Consider the following 19,349-nt stretch of genomic DNA (forward strand, 5'->3'; position numbering starts at 1 on the left):
GGCTAGCCGCTCGCCAGCTGCCGCAGCGCGCGCCGGTTGGTCTTGCCGCTGTTGCCGCGCGGCAGCTCGTCCAGGAACTGATACGCCCGCGGGCGCTGATAGCCCGGCAGGTCGGACGCGGCCACGTGCGCGTCGAGTGCCGCGGCGTCGAGCGCCGGGTGCTTCCGCACCACAAACGCCACAATGCGCTGCCCCCATTCCGGGTCCGGCAGGCCGACCACGGCGGCTTCCGCCACGTCCGGGTGCGCCAGCAGCGCGTTCTCGACCGGCCCCGGCATGACGTTGATGCCGCCGGAGATGATCATGTCGTCCACCCGGCCGCGGACGTAGAGATACCCGTCGGCGTCGAAGCTGCCAAGGTCACCGGAGCGCCACCACGGGCCGTGGAATTTCTCGCGCGACAGCGGCGGGTCGCACCAGAATTCCTGTGCGACCGATGGCCCGGCGATGAGGATTTCGCCTTCCTCGCCGGGCGGCAGCTCGTCGTCGGGGCTGCCGCCGACCGCCACCACGCGCACCTCGGAATTCAGCAGCGGCCTGCCGACGCTCTCGATCTTGGCGGCATTCTGCAGGTCTTCCGGGAACATGGCCGTGCCGCCGGACACTGCCGTCTCGGTGGTCGAGTAGCAGTTGATCACGCGCGGGGAAATACGCTTGCGGATAGCTTCGAGCGTCGGCAGGTCCATCACCTCGCCGGCGAAGCCCACCTGGCGTAGCGACGACAGGTCGTAGCTCTCCACGTCCTCGCGAAGCAGCAACCGCCACATGGTCGGCACCAGCAGCAGGTTGGTGAGGCGCTCCTCGGCGATGCTGCGCAGCACGCGCTTCGGGTTCCAGTGGTCGTGGAACACCTGCCGGGCGCCGATGTTGAAGTACGGCAGCGCCAGGTTCGACCAGCCCATGAAGGACGTGGTGAACATGTTGAGCGTGCTGCTGTGCGGCGTCAGCCCAAACGGGTACACCGCGGCGCGGCAGCTTTCCACGAGCTTCGCGTGCGTGTGCAGCACGCCCTTCGGGATGCCGGTGGTGCCGGACGTGAGCACGATGGCGGCCAGATCGTGCCCCGCCAGCGCCATCGGCTCGAAGTCGAGCGGGTAGCGGTCGAGGTCGTCCGGGATCACCGGCTCGTTGCCCTCACGCACGAGCGGCGGCGGCGTGGCCTCGCTTCGCGCGCGCACGTAGCCGGTGATCAACGGCACCTCGGCGCGAATCTGCGCCACCTGCTCGGCGAACACGCCGTCGTAGATCAGCGCCCGCGGCGAGATGCGCTCCAGGGTCTTGACCAGAATCGGCAGCTTCTCGCGCACGTGCAGCGCCACCGGCACGGCGCCGAGCTCCCAGCAGCCGTAGAGCGCGATCGGGTGGATCGTCGACGGCAGCATCATCAGCGCCACCCGGTCGCCCTTGCGCACGCCCTGGCGGTACAGCAGCGACGCCGTCTGCTGCACACGCTCCAGCATCTGCCGGTAGGTGTAGCGGTGCTGGCTGTCGATCAGCGCTTCGTTGTCGGCGTGGTGGCGGGCGGTGCGGTGCAGCGCCTGGCGCAGGTTCGGGCCGCGGGACTCGGGCATGGAGGGTTCTCCTCGCAGGGCCGGGTTCGATCCGGCTCGGTGTTTGTGTAGGGGGAGTCATCCATGACGGGGCGCAGGTCCGTGCATGGACCGTAGCCAAGGATAGCCGTAGCCACAACTCTCGCACGAACTGCCCGCCCCGCGGCGGACAGAGGCAGTCCGACGATGCGCCTTATCCGCTGAGGCCGAACGCCTCGGCGATGAGCTGGTACGACCGCTCGCGGTCCGCGTAGTGGTAGGTCACGGTGACGATGCTGACCTCGTCCACGCCGTATTCCGCGACCTGCGCCTCGATCTGCTGACGGCAGTCGTCCGGCGTGCCGATGATGGAGTGATCCAGCACCTGCTGGTACTGGGCGCGCTCGCCGGCGCTCATGCCGGCCAGCAGGCGATCCACCTCGTCCAGGCTCGGCAGGTCGATGATGCGTCCGCGGGCCAGCGCCTGGTGTATCCACATGCTGCGCGTGCCGGCGATGCGGTACGCCTCCTCGCGCGTGGGGGCGCACACGGCGGCCACGGCGATCATGGCGCGCGGCTCACGCAGGCTCTTGGACGGCTGAAACGCCCGCCGGTAGGCCTCGACGATGGCCGGCGAGCGCGCGTGGGTGCCGATGAACAGCGCCAGCACGAAGCCACTGCCGAGCTGGCCCGCAACCTCCGCGCTGCCGCCGCTCGAACCCAGCATCCAGAACTGCGGCACGCCGCCGTCTTCCGGCACCAGCCGGATGCCGTGGAACGGGTGCTGATCGGGCAGGTCGTTGTTCAGATACCCCATCAGGTCGAACACCTGGCGCGGGTACAGATCCGGGTTGATCGGCTGGCGCGGATAGGCCAGCGCGGCGGTTGCCATGCCGTCGCCGCCCGGCGCCCGGCCGAGGCCAAGATCAATGCGGCCGGGATAGAGCACCTCCAACATGCGGAAGGTCTCGGCCACCTTGTACGGCGGGTAGTGCGGCAGCATCACGCCGCCGCTGCCGACGCGGATGCGCCGCGTGTGGGCGGCGATGTGGCCGATCAGGATTTCCGGGCACGGGCCGGCGTAGCCCGGCGTGTTGTGGTGCTCGGCGAGCCAGTAACGGTGGTAGCCGAAGCGCTCGCAGGCCTGCGCCAGACGCAGGCTGTCGTGCGGGCCGCGCGACGGGCGGCCGCCGTCGTGGATGGGGGACTGGTCGGTGACGCTGAGTTTGAGGGTCATGAGGGTGCTTCGTGCTTGAATGGCGGCCATTTTAACGCCCGCCCCTCCCGCCCCATGCCGCCGTACACCGTCACGCAAGTCCGCTGGCCGCAGCACGCGGCAGCGCTGCTCGCCATCCGTCGCGCCGTGTTCGTGGACGAACAGGGCGTGCCGGAGGCGCTGGAAGTGGACGGCCGCGACGACGGCGCCTGGCATCTGCTGGCGCGGGATGCGGCCGGACTGCCGGTGGGCTGCGCGCGGGTGCTGGCGGACGCGCACATCGGGCGGCTCGCGGTGCTGCGGTCGGTGCGCGGGCAGGGTGTGGGCCGGGCGTTGCTGGATGCGGCGGTGGTGCTCGGCCGGCGCCTCGGCATGGGCGACCTGCACCTGCACGCGCAGGTGCGGGCGCGCGGGTTTTACGAGGCGGCCGGCTTCATCGCCGAGGGCGACGAGTTTCCCGAAGCCGGCATTGCGCATGTGGCGATGCGGTTACCAGCTGGTGCGACGGCGGACTGAGCATCGTTCGGCCCGACGGCGGGCCTCCCACAAGGAAAGCAACCCCTGTGGGCGACTGTGGGAGCGGCGCCCTCGCCGCGAACGGGTCTTGCGAGGCCCCACGGCAGACACCGGTTTGAGGCAGGGATGCCGAGACGCGGACGAGGGTTGAGTCCCTCGTCCGCGGAGCCTGTCGCGGACCCGTACCGCGACAGGCGAGCTGAAAAATTCCACGGAAGGAATTTTTCAGCGTCAACTCAAGCCTTTCGCAGCACTTCCTTGTTGATCTTGCCGGTGCGCGAGCGCGGCAGGTCCTCGGCGCGGATGTCCACCTGGCGCGGCACCTTGTAGTCCGCCAGCAGCGTCCGGCAATGCTCGATGACGTCGGCCGCGGTCAGCGCCGCGCCGGCCTTGGGCACCACCACCGCCTTCACCGCCTCACCCTTGAGGCCACCGGCGACGCCGATCACGGCCACCTCGGCCACGGCCGGGTGCTTGTAGATGGCGTCCTCCACTTCCGGCGCGTACACCTTGAGGCCGGCCACGTTGATGACGTCCTTCTTGCGGCCCTGGATCCACAGGTAGCCGTCGGCGTCGAATAGGCCGATGTCGCCGGTGCGGAACCAGCCGTCCGGCATCATTTCGGCGGTGAGTTCCGGGCGACGCCAGTAGCCCTGCATCAGGCTCGGGCCCGACAACCACACCTCGCCGCTGTCGCCGGCCGGCACGTCCTGCCCCTCGTCGTCCACGATGCGCACGCCGGCGTACGGCAGCCGATGGCCAACGGCGCCGTACTTCTCGGGCGGGAACACCGCCGGCCCCAGCACCACCAGCGGGCCGGTCTCGGTGAGCCCGTAACCCGACGCCAGGCCGATATGCGGCCAACGCGCGTGGAACTGGTGCAGCATCTCCGGCGAGGCCGTCATGCCGAAGGTCAACAGAGACCTGAACGTCGGCAGCCGATGTTCACCGCGGCTGTGCAGCAAAGCGTGCGCCATTGGCGGCACCATGTGCGCCAGCGTCATGCCGTGCCGCTCGGCGGCATCCAGGAAACGCGACGGCACGAAACGGTCGAACAAGACGAGCGTCATACCCGAGCGCATGGCCGTGCCGAGCAGCATGGGACCCGAGATGTGCGACATCGGCACCGCGAGCCCGTACACGTCACCCGGCGTGATCGACAGCGCGTCGATCATGGCGAACATCGAGTGCGTCAGCGCATCGTGGCTGAGCGCCACGCCCTTGGGGCCGCCGACGGTGCCGGACGTGTACAGCACCACCGCCGTGGCGGTCAGTGCGTCGAGCGCCTGCGGCGCGAGGAGCGCCGCCTGACCAGTCCGCTCCACCTCGGCCACCGTGTGCACGGGCAACGCATCACCCTTGATGGCGAGCGCCTCGCGGGCTGCCGGCAGGCTGTCGTTGGCCACCACCAGCAGGCGTGGCTGAAGGTCCGCCAGGATCTCGGCCAGCTCGTCGGCCTTGAGCACCGGGTCGAGCGGCACGAATACCGCGCCGAGCGCCACGGTCGCGTAATAGCCGTAGGCGAAGTCCGGGCCGTTCGGCAACAGCATGGCGATGCGCTCACCGGCCTTCACGCCCAGGCGCGCCAGGCCGTCCTGCCAGTGCCCGGCGCGCTGCGCCAGCCCGGCAAAGCCGATGCGCTCCTCGTTGAACAGCAGCGCCGTGCCGTCCGGCCAGCGGGCGGCGGCGTCGGTCAGTTCGTGGGCGATGTTCATTGCCGTGCCTCCTTCCTCATCTCGCTGCGGCGCGGCCGCCAGCGGTTGTGGTTCCACATCCATTGCTCGGGGTACTGGCGCACCCAGGCGCCGAAAATGCGGTGCAGCTCGGCCGTGATGGTCCGCTCATCGGCCTTGCGGTCGCCGCTCGCGACGGCATCGAGTGCCGGCTCGAACACCAGCCGATGCCCGCTGCCGACGCGCACCGCGTACGCCGGCACGATGGCCGCGCGCGTGCGCAGGTGCAGCGACGCGGTGCCCGTGGCGCACCAGGCCGGCTGGCCCAAGAAATCCACCTTCACGTCTGCCGAGCGCCGGTCGGCGACGATAAACAGGATGCCATTGCCGCGCAGCAGCTTCAGGCACGCGTGCGCGTGCTCGCGGCTGAGCGGCGTGTTGTAGAAGGTGACTCCCATGCGCGTCACCGCCCCGGCCTCCGCGGCGTTCGCCACCGGGTTGCTCGGCAGGCGCAGCAGCGAGCCGGTGCTGTGGCCGCGCTCGTTGAGATAGCGCGGCAGCAGCGTCCAGCCGCCGAGGTGCGCGGTGGCCAGCAGCACGCCCTTGCCGGCGGCGAGTGCGGCGTCGAGGTGCTCGATGCCCTCAACCTCGCACCAGTCGGCAACGGTCATGCCGTGCGCCTGCGGCAGCCAGAACAGCTCGCCGAAGCCCCGCGCCGAGTGCTCGAACACGCCGCGCACGATGGCCCGGCGCTGTTCGACGGACAGCGTGTCGCCATAGACCAGACGCAAATTGCGGCGCACCAGGCGCCGCCAGCCGCCGCCGAACGGCCGCATCACCGCGGCCATGACAAGACACCAGCGGCGCAGCGCCGCGGGCGTGGGCTGGATGGCGATCAGCCACACCAGCGACGAGAACAGCAGCCGCTGCACGGCAAGCAAAAACGGATTCAATGGACGATGGCCCGGATTGGCACGGGGGCGCCCGACCGGGCCGGGCCGCGGGGGCGATTTCGGTGCAATGATACCGGTCGATGCCCGGCGCCAAGACCGGCACGCACTACACCAGCGAGGAGAACGCGATGCAGACACTCACGTCCGTGGTGTACCTGGAGGGCCTCGTGTTCGGCGAATGCCCGCGCTGGCGGGACGGCGCCCTGTGGCTGTCGGACATGTTCGGCGGGCGCGTGCTGCGCTCGACCGGCGCCGGCAAGGCCGAAACCGTGCTGGAGATCAAGGGCGGGCGGCCGTCGGGACTCGCGTTTCTCGACGACGGCAGCCTGCTCGTGGTGTCCATGCTCGACCGCAAGCTATTGCGCCGCTGGCCGGACGGGCGCGTCGAACCGTTTGCCGATCTCGCCCCGCACGTCGCCGGCGACATCAACGACATGGTGCGCGCGCCGGACGGCGGCGTGTTCGTCGGCAATTTCGGCTTTGATCTTTTCGCCGGCGCCGAGGGCCGACTGACCAACCTGCACCACGTCGATAGCGCAGGGAAGGTGCGCGAGGTGGCGACTGAACTCAACTTCCCGAACGGCATGGTGATCACGCCCGACCGGCGCACGCTGATCGTGGCCGAGACCTTTGCACACCGCCTGACCGCGTTCGACCTCGACGGCGGACAGCTGCGCAACCGCCGCGTGTTCGCGCAGCTCGGCGACTACGCGCCGGACGGCATCTGTCTGGACGCCGCGGGCGCGGTGTGGGTCAGCGCCTTCGTCGGCGACGCGTACCTGCGTGTCGAGGAAGGCGGCAACATCACCCACCAGGTGCCGCTGTCCGGCCGGCGTGCGGTGGCCTGCAACCTCGGCGGCACGGACGGGCGCACGCTGTTCATGGTCACCGCCGACACGGACGTGGAACGGCTCGCCCGGGGCGATTCCAGGGCGCGGGTGGAGACGACACGTGTCGAGGTGGCGGGAGCCGGATCGCCGTGACGGCGCCCTGACGCACAGCACGCCCAGCGTCCGGAGGACGACCCGATGAACCAGAAATTCATGATCGGCCTGCTGGTGGCCGGCGCGGCGCTGGCGGCCGTGTCATTTGGACTGCGCGCGGCGACAGGCGGCAGGCTCGAAGTCAAGACCATCGACCTCGCCTTCCTGATCGTGCCGGTGCTGCTGTTTGCACTCGCCAGCGGCAAGCTCACCGGCATCGATCTGTTCGGCGTCAAGGCGGACCTGAGCGCGCTGTGGGAGAAGGCGGCGACCACGCCCATCAAGGCGCAGATCAGCAAGTCTCAGTCCACCGGCGTGGCGGACGCGGTGCAAACCTTCGAGATGGCCGCCAAGGGCGGTCTGAGCGAATTGCCGCGCCTGGTGGATCGCAAGACCCAGGCGCTCGCTTTCACGCTGTCCGGCGGCGGCTACTACGGGCCGGCCATCCAGCGCTACTTCGAGGCCCTGTCGGGCAGCAACCAGTTGCGCGTGATCGTGATCAACGAACCCGACGGCCGCCTGTTTGGCGTGTTCGACGCGCCAGAGCTGGTGGCGGCGCTGCGCTTCTCTGGCGATGCCGGTTACGCGCAGTTCGAACAGCTGCTGAATGGCTCCGACCAGGCCTCGCGCGACGCACTGGCCCGCCTGCCGGGATTCATCGGCGCCGCGATGGCCACCTCCTCCGGCACGTCCAAGCATGAGGCGCTGCGCGGTATGGAACGGGCCGGCGTGGACATCCTGCCGGTGATCGACGACAAGCAGCGCTTCATCGGCACCGTCAGCCGCGCCGCGCTCACGGCCAGTCTGATCCTGTCGATCACCGAGCAGATCGGCGCCCGCTGAGCATTGCAGGGGCGGTTGCGCAGTACGGGCAACGCGCGCTACCGTCGCGCACAAGAACGAACGTTCGGCCATTCACGTTTGCGAGGAGAACGCACACATGGACGCCACCGCCCTGCGCCCGGCCGTCGACGCCGACGGCCACATCATGGAATCGCTGGCCGAGATGGCCGAGTACGCGCACCCGGCGGTGCGCGAGCTGTGCGTGAACCCGCAGAATTTCTTTCGCACGCCGTTCCCGACGCTGGATGGCGTGCACTGGCCGAAGCCGTCGGTATTCAAGGCCGAAGAAGGCGTGATGGGCGACCAGGAGCTCGCCAGCAAGCACCGCAAGGGTTCCGCCGAGGACTGGCTGGAGTTCCTGAAGAACGCCAACGTCGAGTACTCGATCATGTACACCAGCGAGGGCCTGACGGTCGGCCAGATTCGTGAGGAGGAATACGCGATCGCGGTCTGCCAGGCCTACAACGACTACGTGGCCGATCGCTACCGGCGCGTGAGTCCGAAGCTGCTGCCGATGGCGCTGATCCCGATGCAGAAGCCGGCTGCGGCAGTGGAAGAACTGCGCCGCGTAGTCAAGGAGCTGAAGCTGCCCGGCGCCATGCTGCCATCCACCGGCCTGCCGCTCGACCTTGGCCACGAGTACTACTGGCCGATCTACAAGGAGGCAGCGGACCTTGGCTGCGCGCTTGGCGTGCACGGCGGCTCGAACGTCGGGCTTGGTCTCGGCTCGGTCAACTCGATCCTGCCCTCGCACGTCATCCACCACCCGATGGGGCTGATGATCGCGGCCGTGTCCATGATCCACAACGGCCTGTTCGAGAAGTACCCCGGCCTGCGCGTCGCCTTCACCGAGGGCGGCTGCGGCTGGACCACCGTGCTGCTCGATCGCATGGCGCGCAACGCCGAACTCGGCATGATGGGCGCCTACCGCACCTTCGAGCACTACTGCCAGAACGGCCAGATCCTGATCGGCTGCGAGCCCGGCGAGGGCACGCTGCCGTATCTCATCAAGCGGGTCGGACCGGACGCATTTGCCTTCTCGACCGACTACCCGCACGAGGTAGACTTCCGCGCCGTGCGCAAGGAAATCGAGGCCGCCTACGCCCAGCCCGACCTCACGCTGGAAGAAAAGAACAAGCTGCTTGGCGACAACGCGCGGCGGTTCTTCAACCTGAACTGACCGCGCCGGTCAACGCGCCATCGCGCTTGCCGCGCCTCGGGAGCACCAAGCCATGAAACCCGACGACAGCTTCGCCGCCTCGCTGCCGCGCTGGCCCGCGGCCTTCAACGAAGTGCCCAAGTGGGTCTTCGAGGACGCCGACGTGTTCGCCCTGGAGCTCGACCGCATCTTCCGCGGCCCGGTCTGGCACCCGGTGGCGCACGAGGTCGAATTGCCGAACCCCGGCGACTACAAGACCGTTACCGTCGGACGCACGCCGCTGCTGGTGATACGCGGCGATGACGGCGTGGTCAGGGCGTTTCACAACGCGTGCACACACCGCAGCACCAAGCTGGCGATGAATTTCCGTGGCCACACCGGCGACATCGAGTGCCCCTACCACCGCTGGGTGTTCGACACCCAGGGTCAGTTGCGCGCCTGCCCCGGCGAGGCGGAGTTCCCGCCCGACTTCAAGCGCGCCGACTACAACCTCGCCGAGGCGCGCAGCGCAAGCTACGTCGGGCTGCTGTTCGTCAGCCTGCACGCCAGTCCCCCACCGCTCATGGACTGGATGGGCGCCATGGCGGGCCCGGTGCGGGACGCGCTCGGCGGTGACGGGCGCCTGAAACTGCTCGGCTACCAGAAGGTGCGCTATCAATCGAACTGGAAGATCTACATCGACAACGACGCCTTCCATGCCCCGTTGCTGCACGCGGCCTTTCGCATCCTGCGCTGGCAACGGCCCACCGGCCGCCAAAGCCGCCTGCCGGCCGGACACATGATGATCCTGTCCGCGGTGGACGAGGCGCCAGACCACGGCGGGCTGCTGCGCGACCCGAGCGTCATCGAATACCAGGGCGGCGCCGCGCCGCGCAACAAGGCCGCCGAGCAGGGGCCAGGATCGAGCCTGCTGGCGTTCTGGCCGCTCACCGCCATCGCCAACCATCTCGACATTTTCAACATCCGCTATGCCAATCCCGTGGGACTGGACCAGGTCGAGGTCCACTACGCCTACTTCGCCCATGCCGACGACGACGCGGACCTCGTGCGCCACCGCCTGCGCCAGTCGTCGAACATGATCGGCCCGAGCGGCTTCGTGAGCCTGGAAGACGCCACCGTGTTCATGCGCATCCAGCAGGCACTGGAAACCGATCCTTCGCGAACCTTCTTCCTGAAGGGTTACCGCGAGGGTGCGGACCTGACTGAAACCAAGCAGAACGACGAAGCCCCGAACGCGCTGTGGTGGGAGCACTACCGGCAGATGATGGGGTTCACCCGAGAAGCGGGATGAAATACAAGCCTTACCGCACTCCGCTCCTTGGCTTTGTTCATGAGAGCCCCGCGAACAGCCTCCGCTTGGCGAGCTCCGTACACATCACGTAGCCGGCGGTAATCGCCAGCACCGCCGCCAGCACGTTCGCCGGCAGCGGCGTGAACTCGAACAGCGCGTGGCTCGCCGGCAGGTAGGGCAGCGCGATCGCAACGCCGGTCAGCGCCAGCGTCAGACTCCACAGCAGCGTGCCCGGCCGGCTGCGCCAGGCGGGGCGGGCGGTGCGCACCACCAGCAGCACCCACAGCTCGGTCAGCAGCGACTCCACGAACCAGCCGGTGCGAAAGAGGGCCGGTGCGCCATCGGTCAGCCACAGCAGCAGCGCAAAGGTGAGGCCGTCGAACAGCGAGCTGATGAGGCCAAAGGTGAGCATGAAGCGGCGGATGGCGGCCACGTTCCAGCGGTGCGGCGTCTGCACGGCCTCCGCGTCCACCCGGTCGGTGGCGATGCCCATCGCCGGCAGGTCCGAGAGGAAATTGTTCAGCAGGATCTGCTTCGGCAGCAGTGGCAAAAACGGCAGAAACAGGCTCGCCGCCGCCATACTGATCATGTTGCCGAAGTTGGCGCTGGTGGTGGTGTAGATGTACTTGAGCGTGTTGGCGAAGGTGCTGCGGCCGAACTCGATGCCGCGGCACAGCACGTCAAGATCGTGCTGCAGCAGCACGAAATCGGCCGCCTGCTTGGCGACGTCCACCGCCTGATCGACCGAGATGCCGGCATCGGCGGCGTGCAGCGCCGGCGCGTCGTTGATGCCGTCGCCCAGATACCCCACCACGTGGCCGGAGCGCTTCAAGGCCAGGATCAGGCGCTCCTTCTGGTTCGGGTCGACCTCGGCGAACAGGTCGGTGTCGACCACCCGCTGCCACAGCGCCTCGTCGCGCATGTCGTCGATCTGCGCGCCGGTCAGCACCACCGGTTCCGCGATGCCCACCTCGCGCGCCAGGTGCGCCGCCACCAGGCGGTTGTCGCCGGTGATGATCTTGACCGCCACGCCCAGACGCCCGAGGTCGGCCAGCGTGCGCTCGATGCCGGGCTTGGGCGGGTCGAAGAACAGCAGAAAGCCCTCGAAGCAGAGGCCGGTCTCGTCGCTGGCGTGGTAGGCGGGTTTGACTTCGAGCGGGCGGCTGGCGACGCCGAGCACGCGGTAGCCCTGTTCGCTCCACGCGGCAAAGCGCTGTTCGAGGACGGCGGTTTGCGCGTCGTCCAGCGGAATTTCGGCCGCACCGACGCGCAGGCGCTCGCATACCGCCAGCACGCTGGCGAAGGCGCCCTTGGTCAGCAGCGTCGACGTGCCGTCCGGCCCGGCGGCGACGATGGACAGGCGCTTGCGCAGAAAGTCGTAGGGGATTTCGTCGAGCTTGCGCCAGGCGGCCGGGTTCAAGCCGGCCGGCACGCCGGCCGCCTCGATGGCGGCGTCGAGCGGGTTGTCGATGCCGGTCTCGAAGTGGGCGTTGAGGTAGGTGAGCTGCGCCACCCGCGCCGAGGGCTGCCCATCGCCACCCAGTGCGCCGTCGAGCTTGATCACCCCCACCGTCAGCGTGCCGGTCTTGTCGGTGCACAGCACATCCATGCTGCCGAGGTTCTCGATGGCGGCGAGCCGGCGCACGATCACGCCCTGACGGGCCATGGCCCGCGCCCCGTGCGACAGCGTGAGGGTCATGATGGCCGGCAGCAGCTCCGGCGACAGCCCCACCGCCAGCGCCACCGAGAACAGCAGCGCCTCCACCACCGGCCGCTCGAAGTGGACGTTGATGGCAAACACCGCCAGCGTCAGCGCCACCATCACCTGCGTCAGCAGCGCGCCGAAGCGGCGGATGCCAAGCTCGAACTCGGTCGGCGGCGCGCGCCGGCGCAGGCGGTGGGCGATGGCGCCGAACGCCGTGCCGGCACCGGTCTCGACGATCAACGCCCGGGCCGTGCCGCTGCGCACCGAGGTGCCCATGAATACGCAGCCGTGGCGCTCGGCGAGGCCGGCCTGCGGCGGCGCCGTGCCGGGGGTTTTCTCGACCGGGAAGGTCTCGCCGGTCAGCACCGCCTCGGTGACGAAAAAGTCCTTCGCCTCCAGCAGCACGCCGTCGGCCGGGATCAGGCTGCCGGCGGCCAGCTGCACCACGTCGCCCGGCACCACTGCCTCGGCCGGCAGGCTCACCGTCGCGCGGTCGCGCAGCACCGTCACCCGCGCCGCGACCTGTTCGCGCAGCGCCGCCACCGCCGCCGAGGCGCGGTACTCCTGCACGAAGCCGAGCCCGCCGCTGCCGAGCACGATGCCGAGCACAATGGCGGCGTCGAGCCACTCGTGCAGGTAGAGCGACAGCAGGCCGGCGAACAGCAGGATCAGCACCAGCGGATCGGTGAACTGCTTCAGCAGCAGCGCCAGCGGCGCCAGCGCCGGGCCTTCCGGCAGGCGGTTCGGGCCGTGCTCGGCAAGGCGGCGGGCGGCTTCGGTGGCGCTCAGGCCGCCCGCTGTGCTGCGCAGCGCTTGCAGCAGGTCGTCCGGCGACCGGGACCAGTAGGCTTCGCGCGCGGCGTCGGGCATGGCTCGGGGCGGCGGTCGGGTGGGCAGGGCGTGGGCAGTATAGTGACGGCGCCTTGCCGCCACGCCCCGCGCCGACTGCGTTCGTGCCCGCAACCGCTCCGCCCGCCGTGACCCGCCCGCCGGCCGACCGCGCACGGCGTCTCGCTCGTGCCGCCTGGCTGTTCGGCGCGCTGCTGTTGCTGGCGGTGCTGGGCGTTGGCCTGCACCTTGGCGAACTGCACGAGGTGCTCGCCCTGCTCGCCGAGTTGCGCTGGCCGTGGCTCGCTGCGGCGCTGGCGCTGCAGGCGATGACCTATGTCTGCGCCGCCGGCGTCTGGCAGCGGGTATTGGCGCGCCTTGGCGAGACACGACCGCTGGCGGGCCTGGTGCCGCTCAGCCTGGCCAAGCTGTTCACCGATCAGGCCATGCCGAGTGGGGGGCTGAGCGGCAACATCCTGTTCGTGCATGCCATGCGCCGGCGCGGTGTCGCGGCGCCAGCGGCGATGGCCGCACTGGTCGTGAGCATGATCGGCCACTACCTCGCCAACCTGCTGCTGGCGGCGCTGAGCGGCCTCGCCTTGGCGCAGTACGACCTGCTGCACCCGGCGTTGACCGCGTTGCTGCTGGCCTACGGCGCCTTCGCGGTGCTTCTGATCGGGGCCGTGTGGGCGGTGGCGGGCGGCCGCGGCCTGCCGCGCTGGCTGCCGGGGCGTCGCTCGCCGCGCGTGGCGCGCCTGCTGGATGCGCTCGCGCGCACCGCCCCCGGCGTGCTGCGCGGGCGGGTGCTGCTGGCGGTGGGACCACTGCAGGCCGCAATCGTGCTTTTGGACGCCGCCACGCTGTGGGTCATGCTGTGGGCGCTCGGTCAGGCGGTGGCGCCGGCGTTGGTGCTGGCGGCGTTCGTGTGCGCCAGCCTGGTGATGGAGATGGGGCCGATCCCGCTCGGTCTTGGCAGCTTCGAGGCCACCTGCGTCACCGTGCTGGGGCTTGCCGGCGTGCCGCTGGCGGCGGCGCTCCCGGCCACGGTGCTGCTGCGTGGCTTCACGCTGTGGCTGCCGATGCTGCCCGGGCTTTGGCTGACGCGCCGCGAGCGGCGGCGCACCACCGCGCCCACGACCTGACTTGCCGAACCCCGGCGCGGGCCCGGTTTCCGGGCCCTACAATCGCTGCCCGCAGCGCAAGTCCCCTTGCACAAACCGCCAATCGCGACCGAGAACCACTGGAGAAACCCCATGCCCGGCATGCTCGACAACAAGGTCATCATCGTCACCGGCGGCGGTGGCGCCATCGGCGGCGGCATTGCGCGTCTCGCCGCCGCGCAGGGCGCGCGGGTGGTGGTCAACGACATCGGCGGCTCGGTGGGCGGCGATGGCGCCGACGCCGGACCCGCCCAGCGCATGGTGGACGAGATTCGCGCCGCCGGCGGGCAGGCCGTGGCCAGCACCGCGAGCGTCGCCTCCTGGGACGGCGCGCAGGCCATGGTGCAGACGGCGCTCGACGCCTACGGCCGCGTGGACGGCGTGGTCAACAACGCTGGCATCCTGCGCGACGGCATCTTCCACAAGATGTCGCCCGAGGACTTCGAGGCGGTGATCCAGGTGCACCTGTTCGGCTCGTTTTATCTCAGCCGCGCCGTGGCGCCGCTGTTTCGCGAGCAGGGTGCGGGCGCCCTGGTGCACATGACGTCCACGTCCGGCCTCGTCGGCAACGTCGGCCAGGCCAACTACGCGGCGGCCAAACTCGGCATCGTCGGACTGTCGAAGTCGATCGCGCTCGACATGCAGCGCTTTGGCGTGCGCAGCAACTGCATCTCGCCGTTCGCCTGGAGCCGCATGATCGGCGCCATCCCCACCGACACGCCCGAGCAACAGGCGCGCGTCGAGCGCCTGAAGCGCATGACGCCCGACAAGATCGCGCCGGTGGCGGTGTTCCTGCTGTCGGACGCGGCCACCAAGGTCAACGGCCAGATCTTCGCCGTGCGCGCCAACGAAGTGTTCCTGATGTCGCAGTCGCGCCCGCTGCGCTCCATCCACCGCGACGGCGGCTGGACGCCCGAGCAGCTGGCCGAGCGCCTGCCGGCGGCGTTCGCCGAGCAGTTCTACCCGCTCGCCGTGTCGGCCGACGTGTTCGCCTGGGATCCCATCTGATGGCCATCGACTACGGGCGCCTGCTCGCCTGGCCGGTGCCGGAAATCCGCCAGGCCTACAGCGTGCGCGACAGCCAGCTCTACGCGCTCGCCGTGGGCCTCGGCGCCGACCCGACCGACACCCGCCAACTGCCCTTCGTCTACGAGCAGTCCCCCCAGGCGCTGCCCACGCAGGCCGTGGTGCTGGGCTACCCCGGCTTCTGGATGAAGGATCCGGGCACCGGCGTCGACTGGGTGCGCCTGGTGCACGCCGAGCAGGGCCTGACGCTGCACCAGCCGCTGCCGGCCAGCGGCGAGGTGATCGGCCGCACCCGCGTCATCGGCATCAACGACAAGGGCCCGGGCAAGGGCGCCATCGTCTACAGCCGGCGCACCCTGCACGACGCCACCAGCGACGCACTCATCGCCACGCTCGACAGCAGCACGTTTTGCCGCGGCGATGGCGGCTGCGGCGGCAGCGATGCGCCGCCGATGACGCTGACCGCCACGCCGGAGCGCGCGCCGGACGCCGTGTGCGCACTCCCTACCCTGCCGCAGCAGGCGCTGCTGTATCGGCTGTGCGGGGACTTCAACCCGCTGCACGCGGACCCCGCGGTGGCGCGCGCCGCCGGCTTCGACCGGCCCATCCTGCACGGCCTGTGTACCTTCGCCGTGGCCGGCCACGCGCTGCTGCGCGAGGCGTGCGGTTACGACCCGGCGCGGCTCACCTCAATGCAGGCGCGCTTCTCGGCGCCGGTCTACCCCGGCGAGACGCTGCGCACGGAAATCTGGCGCGAGGCGGACGACGTCGCGTTTCGCACGTGGGCGGTGGAGCGCGACATCGTGGTGCTGAGTCACGGCCGGGCCGGGATCAAACCTGCCTGAGCCTGACGCTCAGGCGTCTCCCGCAGACTGCAATTTCTGCCGGCGGGTGAAGTCGAGCATCCGCTCGATCGGCAGCCGGGCGCGGGCGCCGATGGCGGGATCGACGTGAATCTCTCCAGCGCCGGTTTCGAGCGCGTGCAGCAGTGCCGTCAGGCTGTTCATGGCCATCCACGGGCAGTGCGCGCAGCTGCGGCAGGTGGCGCTCTTGCCGGCGGTCGGCGCCTCGATTAGGCGCTTGCCGGGCGCGAGCTGGCGCATCTTGTGGAAGATGCCGCGATCGGTGGCGACGATGAACTCGTCGGCGTCCATGTCGCGCACCGCCTGCACCATGCGGCTGGTGGAGCCGACCACGTCGGCCTGGGCGATGACGCTCGCCGGCGATTCCGGGTGCACCAGCACCTTGGCTCTGGGGTGCTCGCGGCGCAGCGCTTCGAGCTCCGTGCCCTTGAACTCCTCGTGCACGATGCAGGCGCCGTCCCACAGCAGCATGTCGGCGCCGGTCTGCTCGCGGATGTAGGCGCCAAGATGCTTGTCCGGCGCCCACAGAATCTTCTGCCCCTTCGCGTGCAGGTGGTTCACGATGTCCACCGCGCAGGACGAGGTGACCATCCAGTCGGCGCGCGCCTTCACCGCCGCCGAGGTGTTGGCATACACGACCACGGTGCGGTCCGGGTGCTGGTCGCAGAACGCGCTGAAACGATCCACCGGGCAGCCGAGATCGAGCGAGCAGGTCGCCTCCAGTTCCGGCATCAGCACGCGCTTTTCCGGGTTCAGGATCTTGGCCGTCTCGCCCATGAAGCGCACGCCCGCCACCACCAGCGTCGAGGCCGGGTGTTCATTGCCGAAACGGGCCATGTCGAGCGAGTCCGACACGTAGCCGCCGGACGATTCGGCCAGCGCCTGCAGCGCGTCATCCACGTAGTAGTGCGCCACCAGCACGGCGTCCTGCGCCTTCAGCAGCGCTCGAATGCGCGCTTCGAGCGCCGCGCGCGCGGCGCCGGCAGGCTCCGGGCGCTCCACGTCCGCGGTGCGCGGGTAGTCGTTGACCGGGGTGGCGTACTGGGTGTCGGCGGGCATGGGGGCTCCGGGCGCAGCGGAAATCGGTGCCTAGATTGGCATTCGGCGGCGCGATTGCAAGGCCGGCGCGGGAGGCGCCGGTTCATATCCGGACCGTAGCATCCATGTGTGGGAGGCCCGCCCTCGGGCCGAATGACGTGGCGCGGAGCTACGAAGATTCGCGGCGGGGGCGCCGCTCCCACAGCGATATCGCGGGCTGGTGCATCACTGAGCGCCGAGCTACGCGGCGACGGGGTCGAACAGCTCGATCCAGTGCCGCACCGGCACCGGCGCCGCGGCCTCCAGGTGATGCAGGCAGCCGATGTTGGCGGTGGCGATCAGATCCGGCCCAGCCGCAGCGAGGTTGTCGAGCTTGCGCCCGCGCAGTTCGTGCGACAGCTCGCGCTGCAAGAGTGCGTAGGTGCCGGCCGCGCCGCAGCACAGATGGCCATCGGCGACCGGCAGCAGCTCGAATCCCGCCCGCCGCAGCAGGCCCTCCACCACGCCCGACAGGCGCTGGCCGTGCTGGAGCGTGCAGGGGCTCTGGAAGGCAATGCGGCGCGGCGCGTCCCGTGCTGGCGTGAGGCCGGCGACATCCTCGGCGGCGATGACCTGCGACAGATCGCGCGCCAGCGCCGAAACCCGCGCTGCGCGGTCCGCGTAGACGGGGTCGTCCGCCAGCAGGCGGCCGTAGTCCTTCACCTGCACGGCGCAGCCGCTGGCGGTGACGACGATCGCCTCGGCGCCCGCCGCGATCTGCGGCCACCAGGCGTCGATGTTGCGGCGCATGAAATCGCGCGCTTCGCCGGTGGCGGTGAGGTGGTGGCTGATGGCGCCGCAGCAGCCGGCAGCGGGGGCGGTTTCCAGCGTGATGCCGAGCTGGTCGAGCACACGTTGCGCGGCGGCGTTGATGCGCGGTGCCAGGGCGTCCTGCACGCAGCCGGCAAGCAGCAGCATGCGGCGCGTGTGACGCGCGGTCGGACGCGGCCCCGCGGCCTGCGCAGACGGGATCATTGCCTTGAGTGTTGCCGGCAGCAGCGGACGCAGCGTGCGACCTACGCCAAGCAGGGCCCCGAAGCGGCCCGGGTGGGGCAATACGGCCCGCAGCGCGCGGCGTAACAGGCGTTCGGGCGCGCCACGCGGCACCGCCCGCTCGGCAAGCTCCCGGCCAAAGTCGAGCACGCGCCCGTACTCGACGCCGGCCGGGCAGGTGGTCTCGCAGGCCCGGCAGGTGAGGCAACGGTCGAGGTGGGATTGCAGGCTCGCCGGCACGGCGCCGGTCTCGATGGCGCCCTTGATCTGGTAGATGCGCCCGCGCGGGCCGTCGAGCTCGTCCCGGCGCACCTGGAACGTGGGGCAGGTAACGTTGCAGAACCCGCAGTGCACGCACTTGCGCACGATGCGCTCGACGGCTGCACCCTCGGCGCTGGCGCGCACGTGTGCCGGAAATCGCGTCTGCATGAACTCCCCAGGGACTGGCTCGCCGCGCGGCGGGCGCCAACCTTAGCAGCTTGCCGCAGCGCGTTCCGGGCTATAGCGCAGGCGCCACCTGCGGCAGCATGGGCGCCGGCACGAACGACGGCACCTCGCCCGCGGCGCGGCGCTCGGCCGGCCAGCGTGCACTCACGTGAAAGGACGGTGCGGTGCCCTGCCCTGCGTCGGCGCTGGGTGCGCTGGCGGACATGATGCCGAGCGCGCTCGGCAGCTCGTGCGGCAGGCGCAGGCCAACGTCGTCCGGGCCCTGCCTGGCCCGCGTCAGGTACTGCTCACGGGCGGCGCCCGCGTCCGGCGTGGCGAGCACCACCAGCACCACTCGCCGGTTGCGCGTGCGGCCGTCCTCGCTGGCGTTGTCGGCAATCGGCCTGTACTCGCCGTAGCCCGCCAGCGACAGGCGCAGCGGGTCGATGCCGCGCTCCAGCAGGCGGTGCACCATGCTGCCGGCGCGCGCGGCCGACAGGTCCCAGTTGGACCGGAACTGGCTGGTGCTGATGGGCACGTTGTCGGTGTAGCCCTCGACGCGCATGGCGTTCGGCACCGTGGACAGGATGTCGACCACCCGGTCGACGATCGGCAGCGCGTCGGTGCGCACCTCGGCCCGGCCGGAGTCGAACAACACCGCCGAGCGGATTTCGAGTTCCAGCCACTGGCGGCCCTCGCGAATGCTGACCAGCTCCTCGGCGATCAGCGGCCCGAAGGCCTGCGCCAGCTCGTTGGCCACCTGTTCCAGGGCTGCCTTCCCGTCGCCATCGCCCCCACCGGCGCCACTCTGGGCCTTCTTGCGGGACGCTTCGATCACGCGGTTCTGCGCCATCGGCGGCAGCTCGACCGCCATGCCGGACGGGCTCTTGACGATGTTGCCGATCTGGATCGGCATCAGCGACTTGGTCGGCGAGCGAAACGCCGCGATCATCGAGTCCGACAGCACGCGGTACTTGCCCTCGTTGACCGACGACACGGAGTACATCACGACGAAGAACGCGAACAGCAGCGTGATGAAGTCGGCGTACGAGACCAGCCACCGTTCGTGGTTCTCGTGCTCCTCGTGCTTTTTCTTGCGGGCCACGGC

Annotated in this window: 16 protein-coding genes; 8 read left to right on the top strand and 8 right to left on the bottom strand. The window is 70.0% G+C overall.

Annotated features, from left to right (window positions below):
* Positions 1–2 precede the first annotated feature (2 nt).
* A complete protein-coding gene (locus AB7F93_RS04475; RefSeq protein WP_428301687.1) occupies positions 3–1,571 on the bottom strand; it encodes a class I adenylate-forming enzyme family protein in 1,569 nt (522 codons plus the stop codon).
* Positions 1,572–1,743: 172 nt separating this feature from the next.
* Entirely contained in the window at positions 1,744–2,766 is a 1,023-nt protein-coding gene (locus AB7F93_RS04480) for an LLM class flavin-dependent oxidoreductase (protein ID WP_428301688.1), read from the bottom strand.
* 54 nt (positions 2,767–2,820) lie between these two features.
* Here AB7F93_RS04480 and AB7F93_RS04485 point away from each other — a divergent pair, with 54 nt between their 5' ends.
* On the top strand, positions 2,821–3,261 hold the full coding sequence (locus AB7F93_RS04485; RefSeq protein WP_428301689.1) for a GNAT family N-acetyltransferase: 441 nt from the start codon (positions 2,821–2,823) through the stop codon (positions 3,259–3,261).
* Positions 3,262–3,497: 236 nt separating this feature from the next.
* Here AB7F93_RS04485 and AB7F93_RS04490 read toward each other — a convergent pair whose 3' ends face one another.
* Positions 3,498–4,976, bottom strand: a complete 1,479-nt coding sequence (locus AB7F93_RS04490) for a class I adenylate-forming enzyme family protein (RefSeq protein ID WP_428301690.1) — start codon at positions 4,974–4,976, stop codon at positions 3,498–3,500.
* The gene (locus AB7F93_RS04495) at positions 4,973–5,887 is read right to left on the bottom strand and encodes a lysophospholipid acyltransferase family protein (RefSeq protein WP_428301691.1); all 915 of its coding nucleotides are present in this window, start codon (positions 5,885–5,887) and stop codon (positions 4,973–4,975) included. The genes AB7F93_RS04490 and AB7F93_RS04495 overlap by 4 nt, the downstream gene beginning before the upstream one ends.
* Positions 5,888–5,967: 80 nt before the next feature.
* On the opposite strand from AB7F93_RS04495, the gene AB7F93_RS04500 reads away from it, so the two are divergent.
* From AB7F93_RS04500 to AB7F93_RS04515, 4 genes are all read left to right on the top strand, one after another.
* Entirely contained in the window at positions 5,968–6,870 is a 903-nt protein-coding gene (locus AB7F93_RS04500) for an SMP-30/gluconolactonase/LRE family protein (protein WP_428301692.1), read from the top strand.
* A 45-nt stretch (positions 6,871–6,915) separates the two neighbouring features.
* A complete protein-coding gene (locus AB7F93_RS04505; RefSeq protein WP_428301693.1) occupies positions 6,916–7,713 on the top strand; it encodes a CBS domain-containing protein in 798 nt (265 codons plus the stop codon).
* Positions 7,714–7,810: 97 nt separating this feature from the next.
* Positions 7,811–8,893, top strand: a complete 1,083-nt coding sequence (locus AB7F93_RS04510) for an amidohydrolase family protein (RefSeq protein WP_428301694.1) — start codon at positions 7,811–7,813, stop codon at positions 8,891–8,893.
* A 52-nt stretch (positions 8,894–8,945) separates the two neighbouring features.
* Positions 8,946–10,163, top strand: coding sequence for an aromatic ring-hydroxylating oxygenase subunit alpha (locus AB7F93_RS04515; protein WP_428301695.1), 1,218 nt, complete (start codon positions 8,946–8,948; stop codon positions 10,161–10,163).
* A 37-nt stretch (positions 10,164–10,200) separates the two neighbouring features.
* On the opposite strand, the gene mgtA is transcribed toward AB7F93_RS04515, so the two are convergent.
* Positions 10,201–12,738 (bottom strand): magnesium-translocating P-type ATPase, encoded by a 2,538-nt coding sequence (gene mgtA, locus AB7F93_RS04520; RefSeq protein ID WP_428301696.1) that lies wholly within the window; start codon positions 12,736–12,738, stop codon positions 10,201–10,203.
* A gap of 107 nt (positions 12,739–12,845) precedes the next feature.
* On the opposite strand from mgtA, the gene AB7F93_RS04525 reads away from it, so the two are divergent.
* The 3 genes from AB7F93_RS04525 to AB7F93_RS04535 all read left to right on the top strand — a co-directional run bounded on the left by AB7F93_RS04525 (position 12,846) and on the right by AB7F93_RS04535 (position 15,727).
* Positions 12,846–13,838, top strand: a complete 993-nt coding sequence (locus AB7F93_RS04525; RefSeq protein ID WP_428301697.1) for a lysylphosphatidylglycerol synthase transmembrane domain-containing protein — start codon at positions 12,846–12,848, stop codon at positions 13,836–13,838.
* A gap of 120 nt (positions 13,839–13,958) precedes the next feature.
* The gene (locus tag AB7F93_RS04530) at positions 13,959–14,864 is read left to right on the top strand and encodes an SDR family oxidoreductase (protein ID WP_428301814.1); all 906 of its coding nucleotides are present in this window, start codon (positions 13,959–13,961) and stop codon (positions 14,862–14,864) included.
* On the top strand, positions 14,864–15,727 hold the full coding sequence (locus AB7F93_RS04535) for a MaoC/PaaZ C-terminal domain-containing protein (protein WP_428301698.1): 864 nt from the start codon (positions 14,864–14,866) through the stop codon (positions 15,725–15,727). The genes AB7F93_RS04530 and AB7F93_RS04535 overlap by 1 nt, the downstream gene beginning before the upstream one ends.
* 9 nt (positions 15,728–15,736) lie before the next feature.
* On the opposite strand, the gene nadA is transcribed toward AB7F93_RS04535, so the two are convergent.
* The 3 genes from nadA to motD form a co-directional block, all read right to left on the bottom strand.
* On the bottom strand, positions 15,737–16,804 hold the full coding sequence (gene nadA, locus AB7F93_RS04540; RefSeq protein ID WP_428301699.1) for a quinolinate synthase NadA: 1,068 nt from the start codon (positions 16,802–16,804) through the stop codon (positions 15,737–15,739).
* Positions 16,805–17,023: 219 nt separating this feature from the next.
* On the bottom strand, positions 17,024–18,244 hold the full coding sequence (gene glcF / locus AB7F93_RS04545; protein WP_428301700.1) for a glycolate oxidase subunit GlcF: 1,221 nt from the start codon (positions 18,242–18,244) through the stop codon (positions 17,024–17,026).
* Between the two features lie 70 nt (positions 18,245–18,314).
* Positions 18,315–19,346: a flagellar motor protein MotD gene (motD, locus tag AB7F93_RS04550; protein ID WP_428301701.1), complete on the bottom strand. Its 1,032-nt coding sequence runs from the start codon at positions 19,344–19,346 to the stop codon at positions 18,315–18,317.
* Positions 19,347–19,349: the final 3 nt, after the last annotated feature.

It is taken from the genome of Immundisolibacter sp. (assembly GCF_050250495.1).
Lineage (GTDB): Bacteria > Pseudomonadota > Gammaproteobacteria > Immundisolibacterales > Immundisolibacteraceae > Immundisolibacter.

Bases quoted from the DNA above. Each gene is read 5' to 3' on its own strand.
- AB7F93_RS04490 (WP_428301690.1), bottom strand. From the start codon at position 4,976: ATGAACATCGCCCACGAACTGACCGACGCCGCCGCCCGCTGGCCGGAC.
- glcF (WP_428301700.1), bottom strand. From the start codon at position 18,244: ATGCAGACGCGATTTCCGGCACACGTGCGCGCCAGCGCCGAGGGTGCA.
- AB7F93_RS04500 (WP_428301692.1), top strand. From the start codon at position 5,968: ATGCCCGGCGCCAAGACCGGCACGCACTACACCAGCGAGGAGAACGCG.
- AB7F93_RS04505 (WP_428301693.1), top strand. From the start codon at position 6,916: ATGAACCAGAAATTCATGATCGGCCTGCTGGTGGCCGGCGCGGCGCTG.
- nadA (WP_428301699.1), bottom strand. From the start codon at position 16,804: ATGCCCGCCGACACCCAGTACGCCACCCCGGTCAACGACTACCCGCGC.
- mgtA (WP_428301696.1), bottom strand. From the start codon at position 12,738: ATGCCCGACGCCGCGCGCGAAGCCTACTGGTCCCGGTCGCCGGACGAC.
- AB7F93_RS04485 (WP_428301689.1), top strand. From the start codon at position 2,821: ATGCCGCCGTACACCGTCACGCAAGTCCGCTGGCCGCAGCACGCGGCA.
- AB7F93_RS04475 (WP_428301687.1), bottom strand. From the start codon at position 1,571: ATGCCCGAGTCCCGCGGCCCGAACCTGCGCCAGGCGCTGCACCGCACC.
- AB7F93_RS04510 (WP_428301694.1), top strand. From the start codon at position 7,811: ATGGACGCCACCGCCCTGCGCCCGGCCGTCGACGCCGACGGCCACATC.
- AB7F93_RS04535 (WP_428301698.1), top strand. From the start codon at position 14,864: ATGGCCATCGACTACGGGCGCCTGCTCGCCTGGCCGGTGCCGGAAATC.
- AB7F93_RS04530 (WP_428301814.1), top strand. From the start codon at position 13,959: ATGCTCGACAACAAGGTCATCATCGTCACCGGCGGCGGTGGCGCCATC.
- AB7F93_RS04480 (WP_428301688.1), bottom strand. From the start codon at position 2,766: ATGACCCTCAAACTCAGCGTCACCGACCAGTCCCCCATCCACGACGGC.
- AB7F93_RS04515 (WP_428301695.1), top strand. From the start codon at position 8,946: ATGAAACCCGACGACAGCTTCGCCGCCTCGCTGCCGCGCTGGCCCGCG.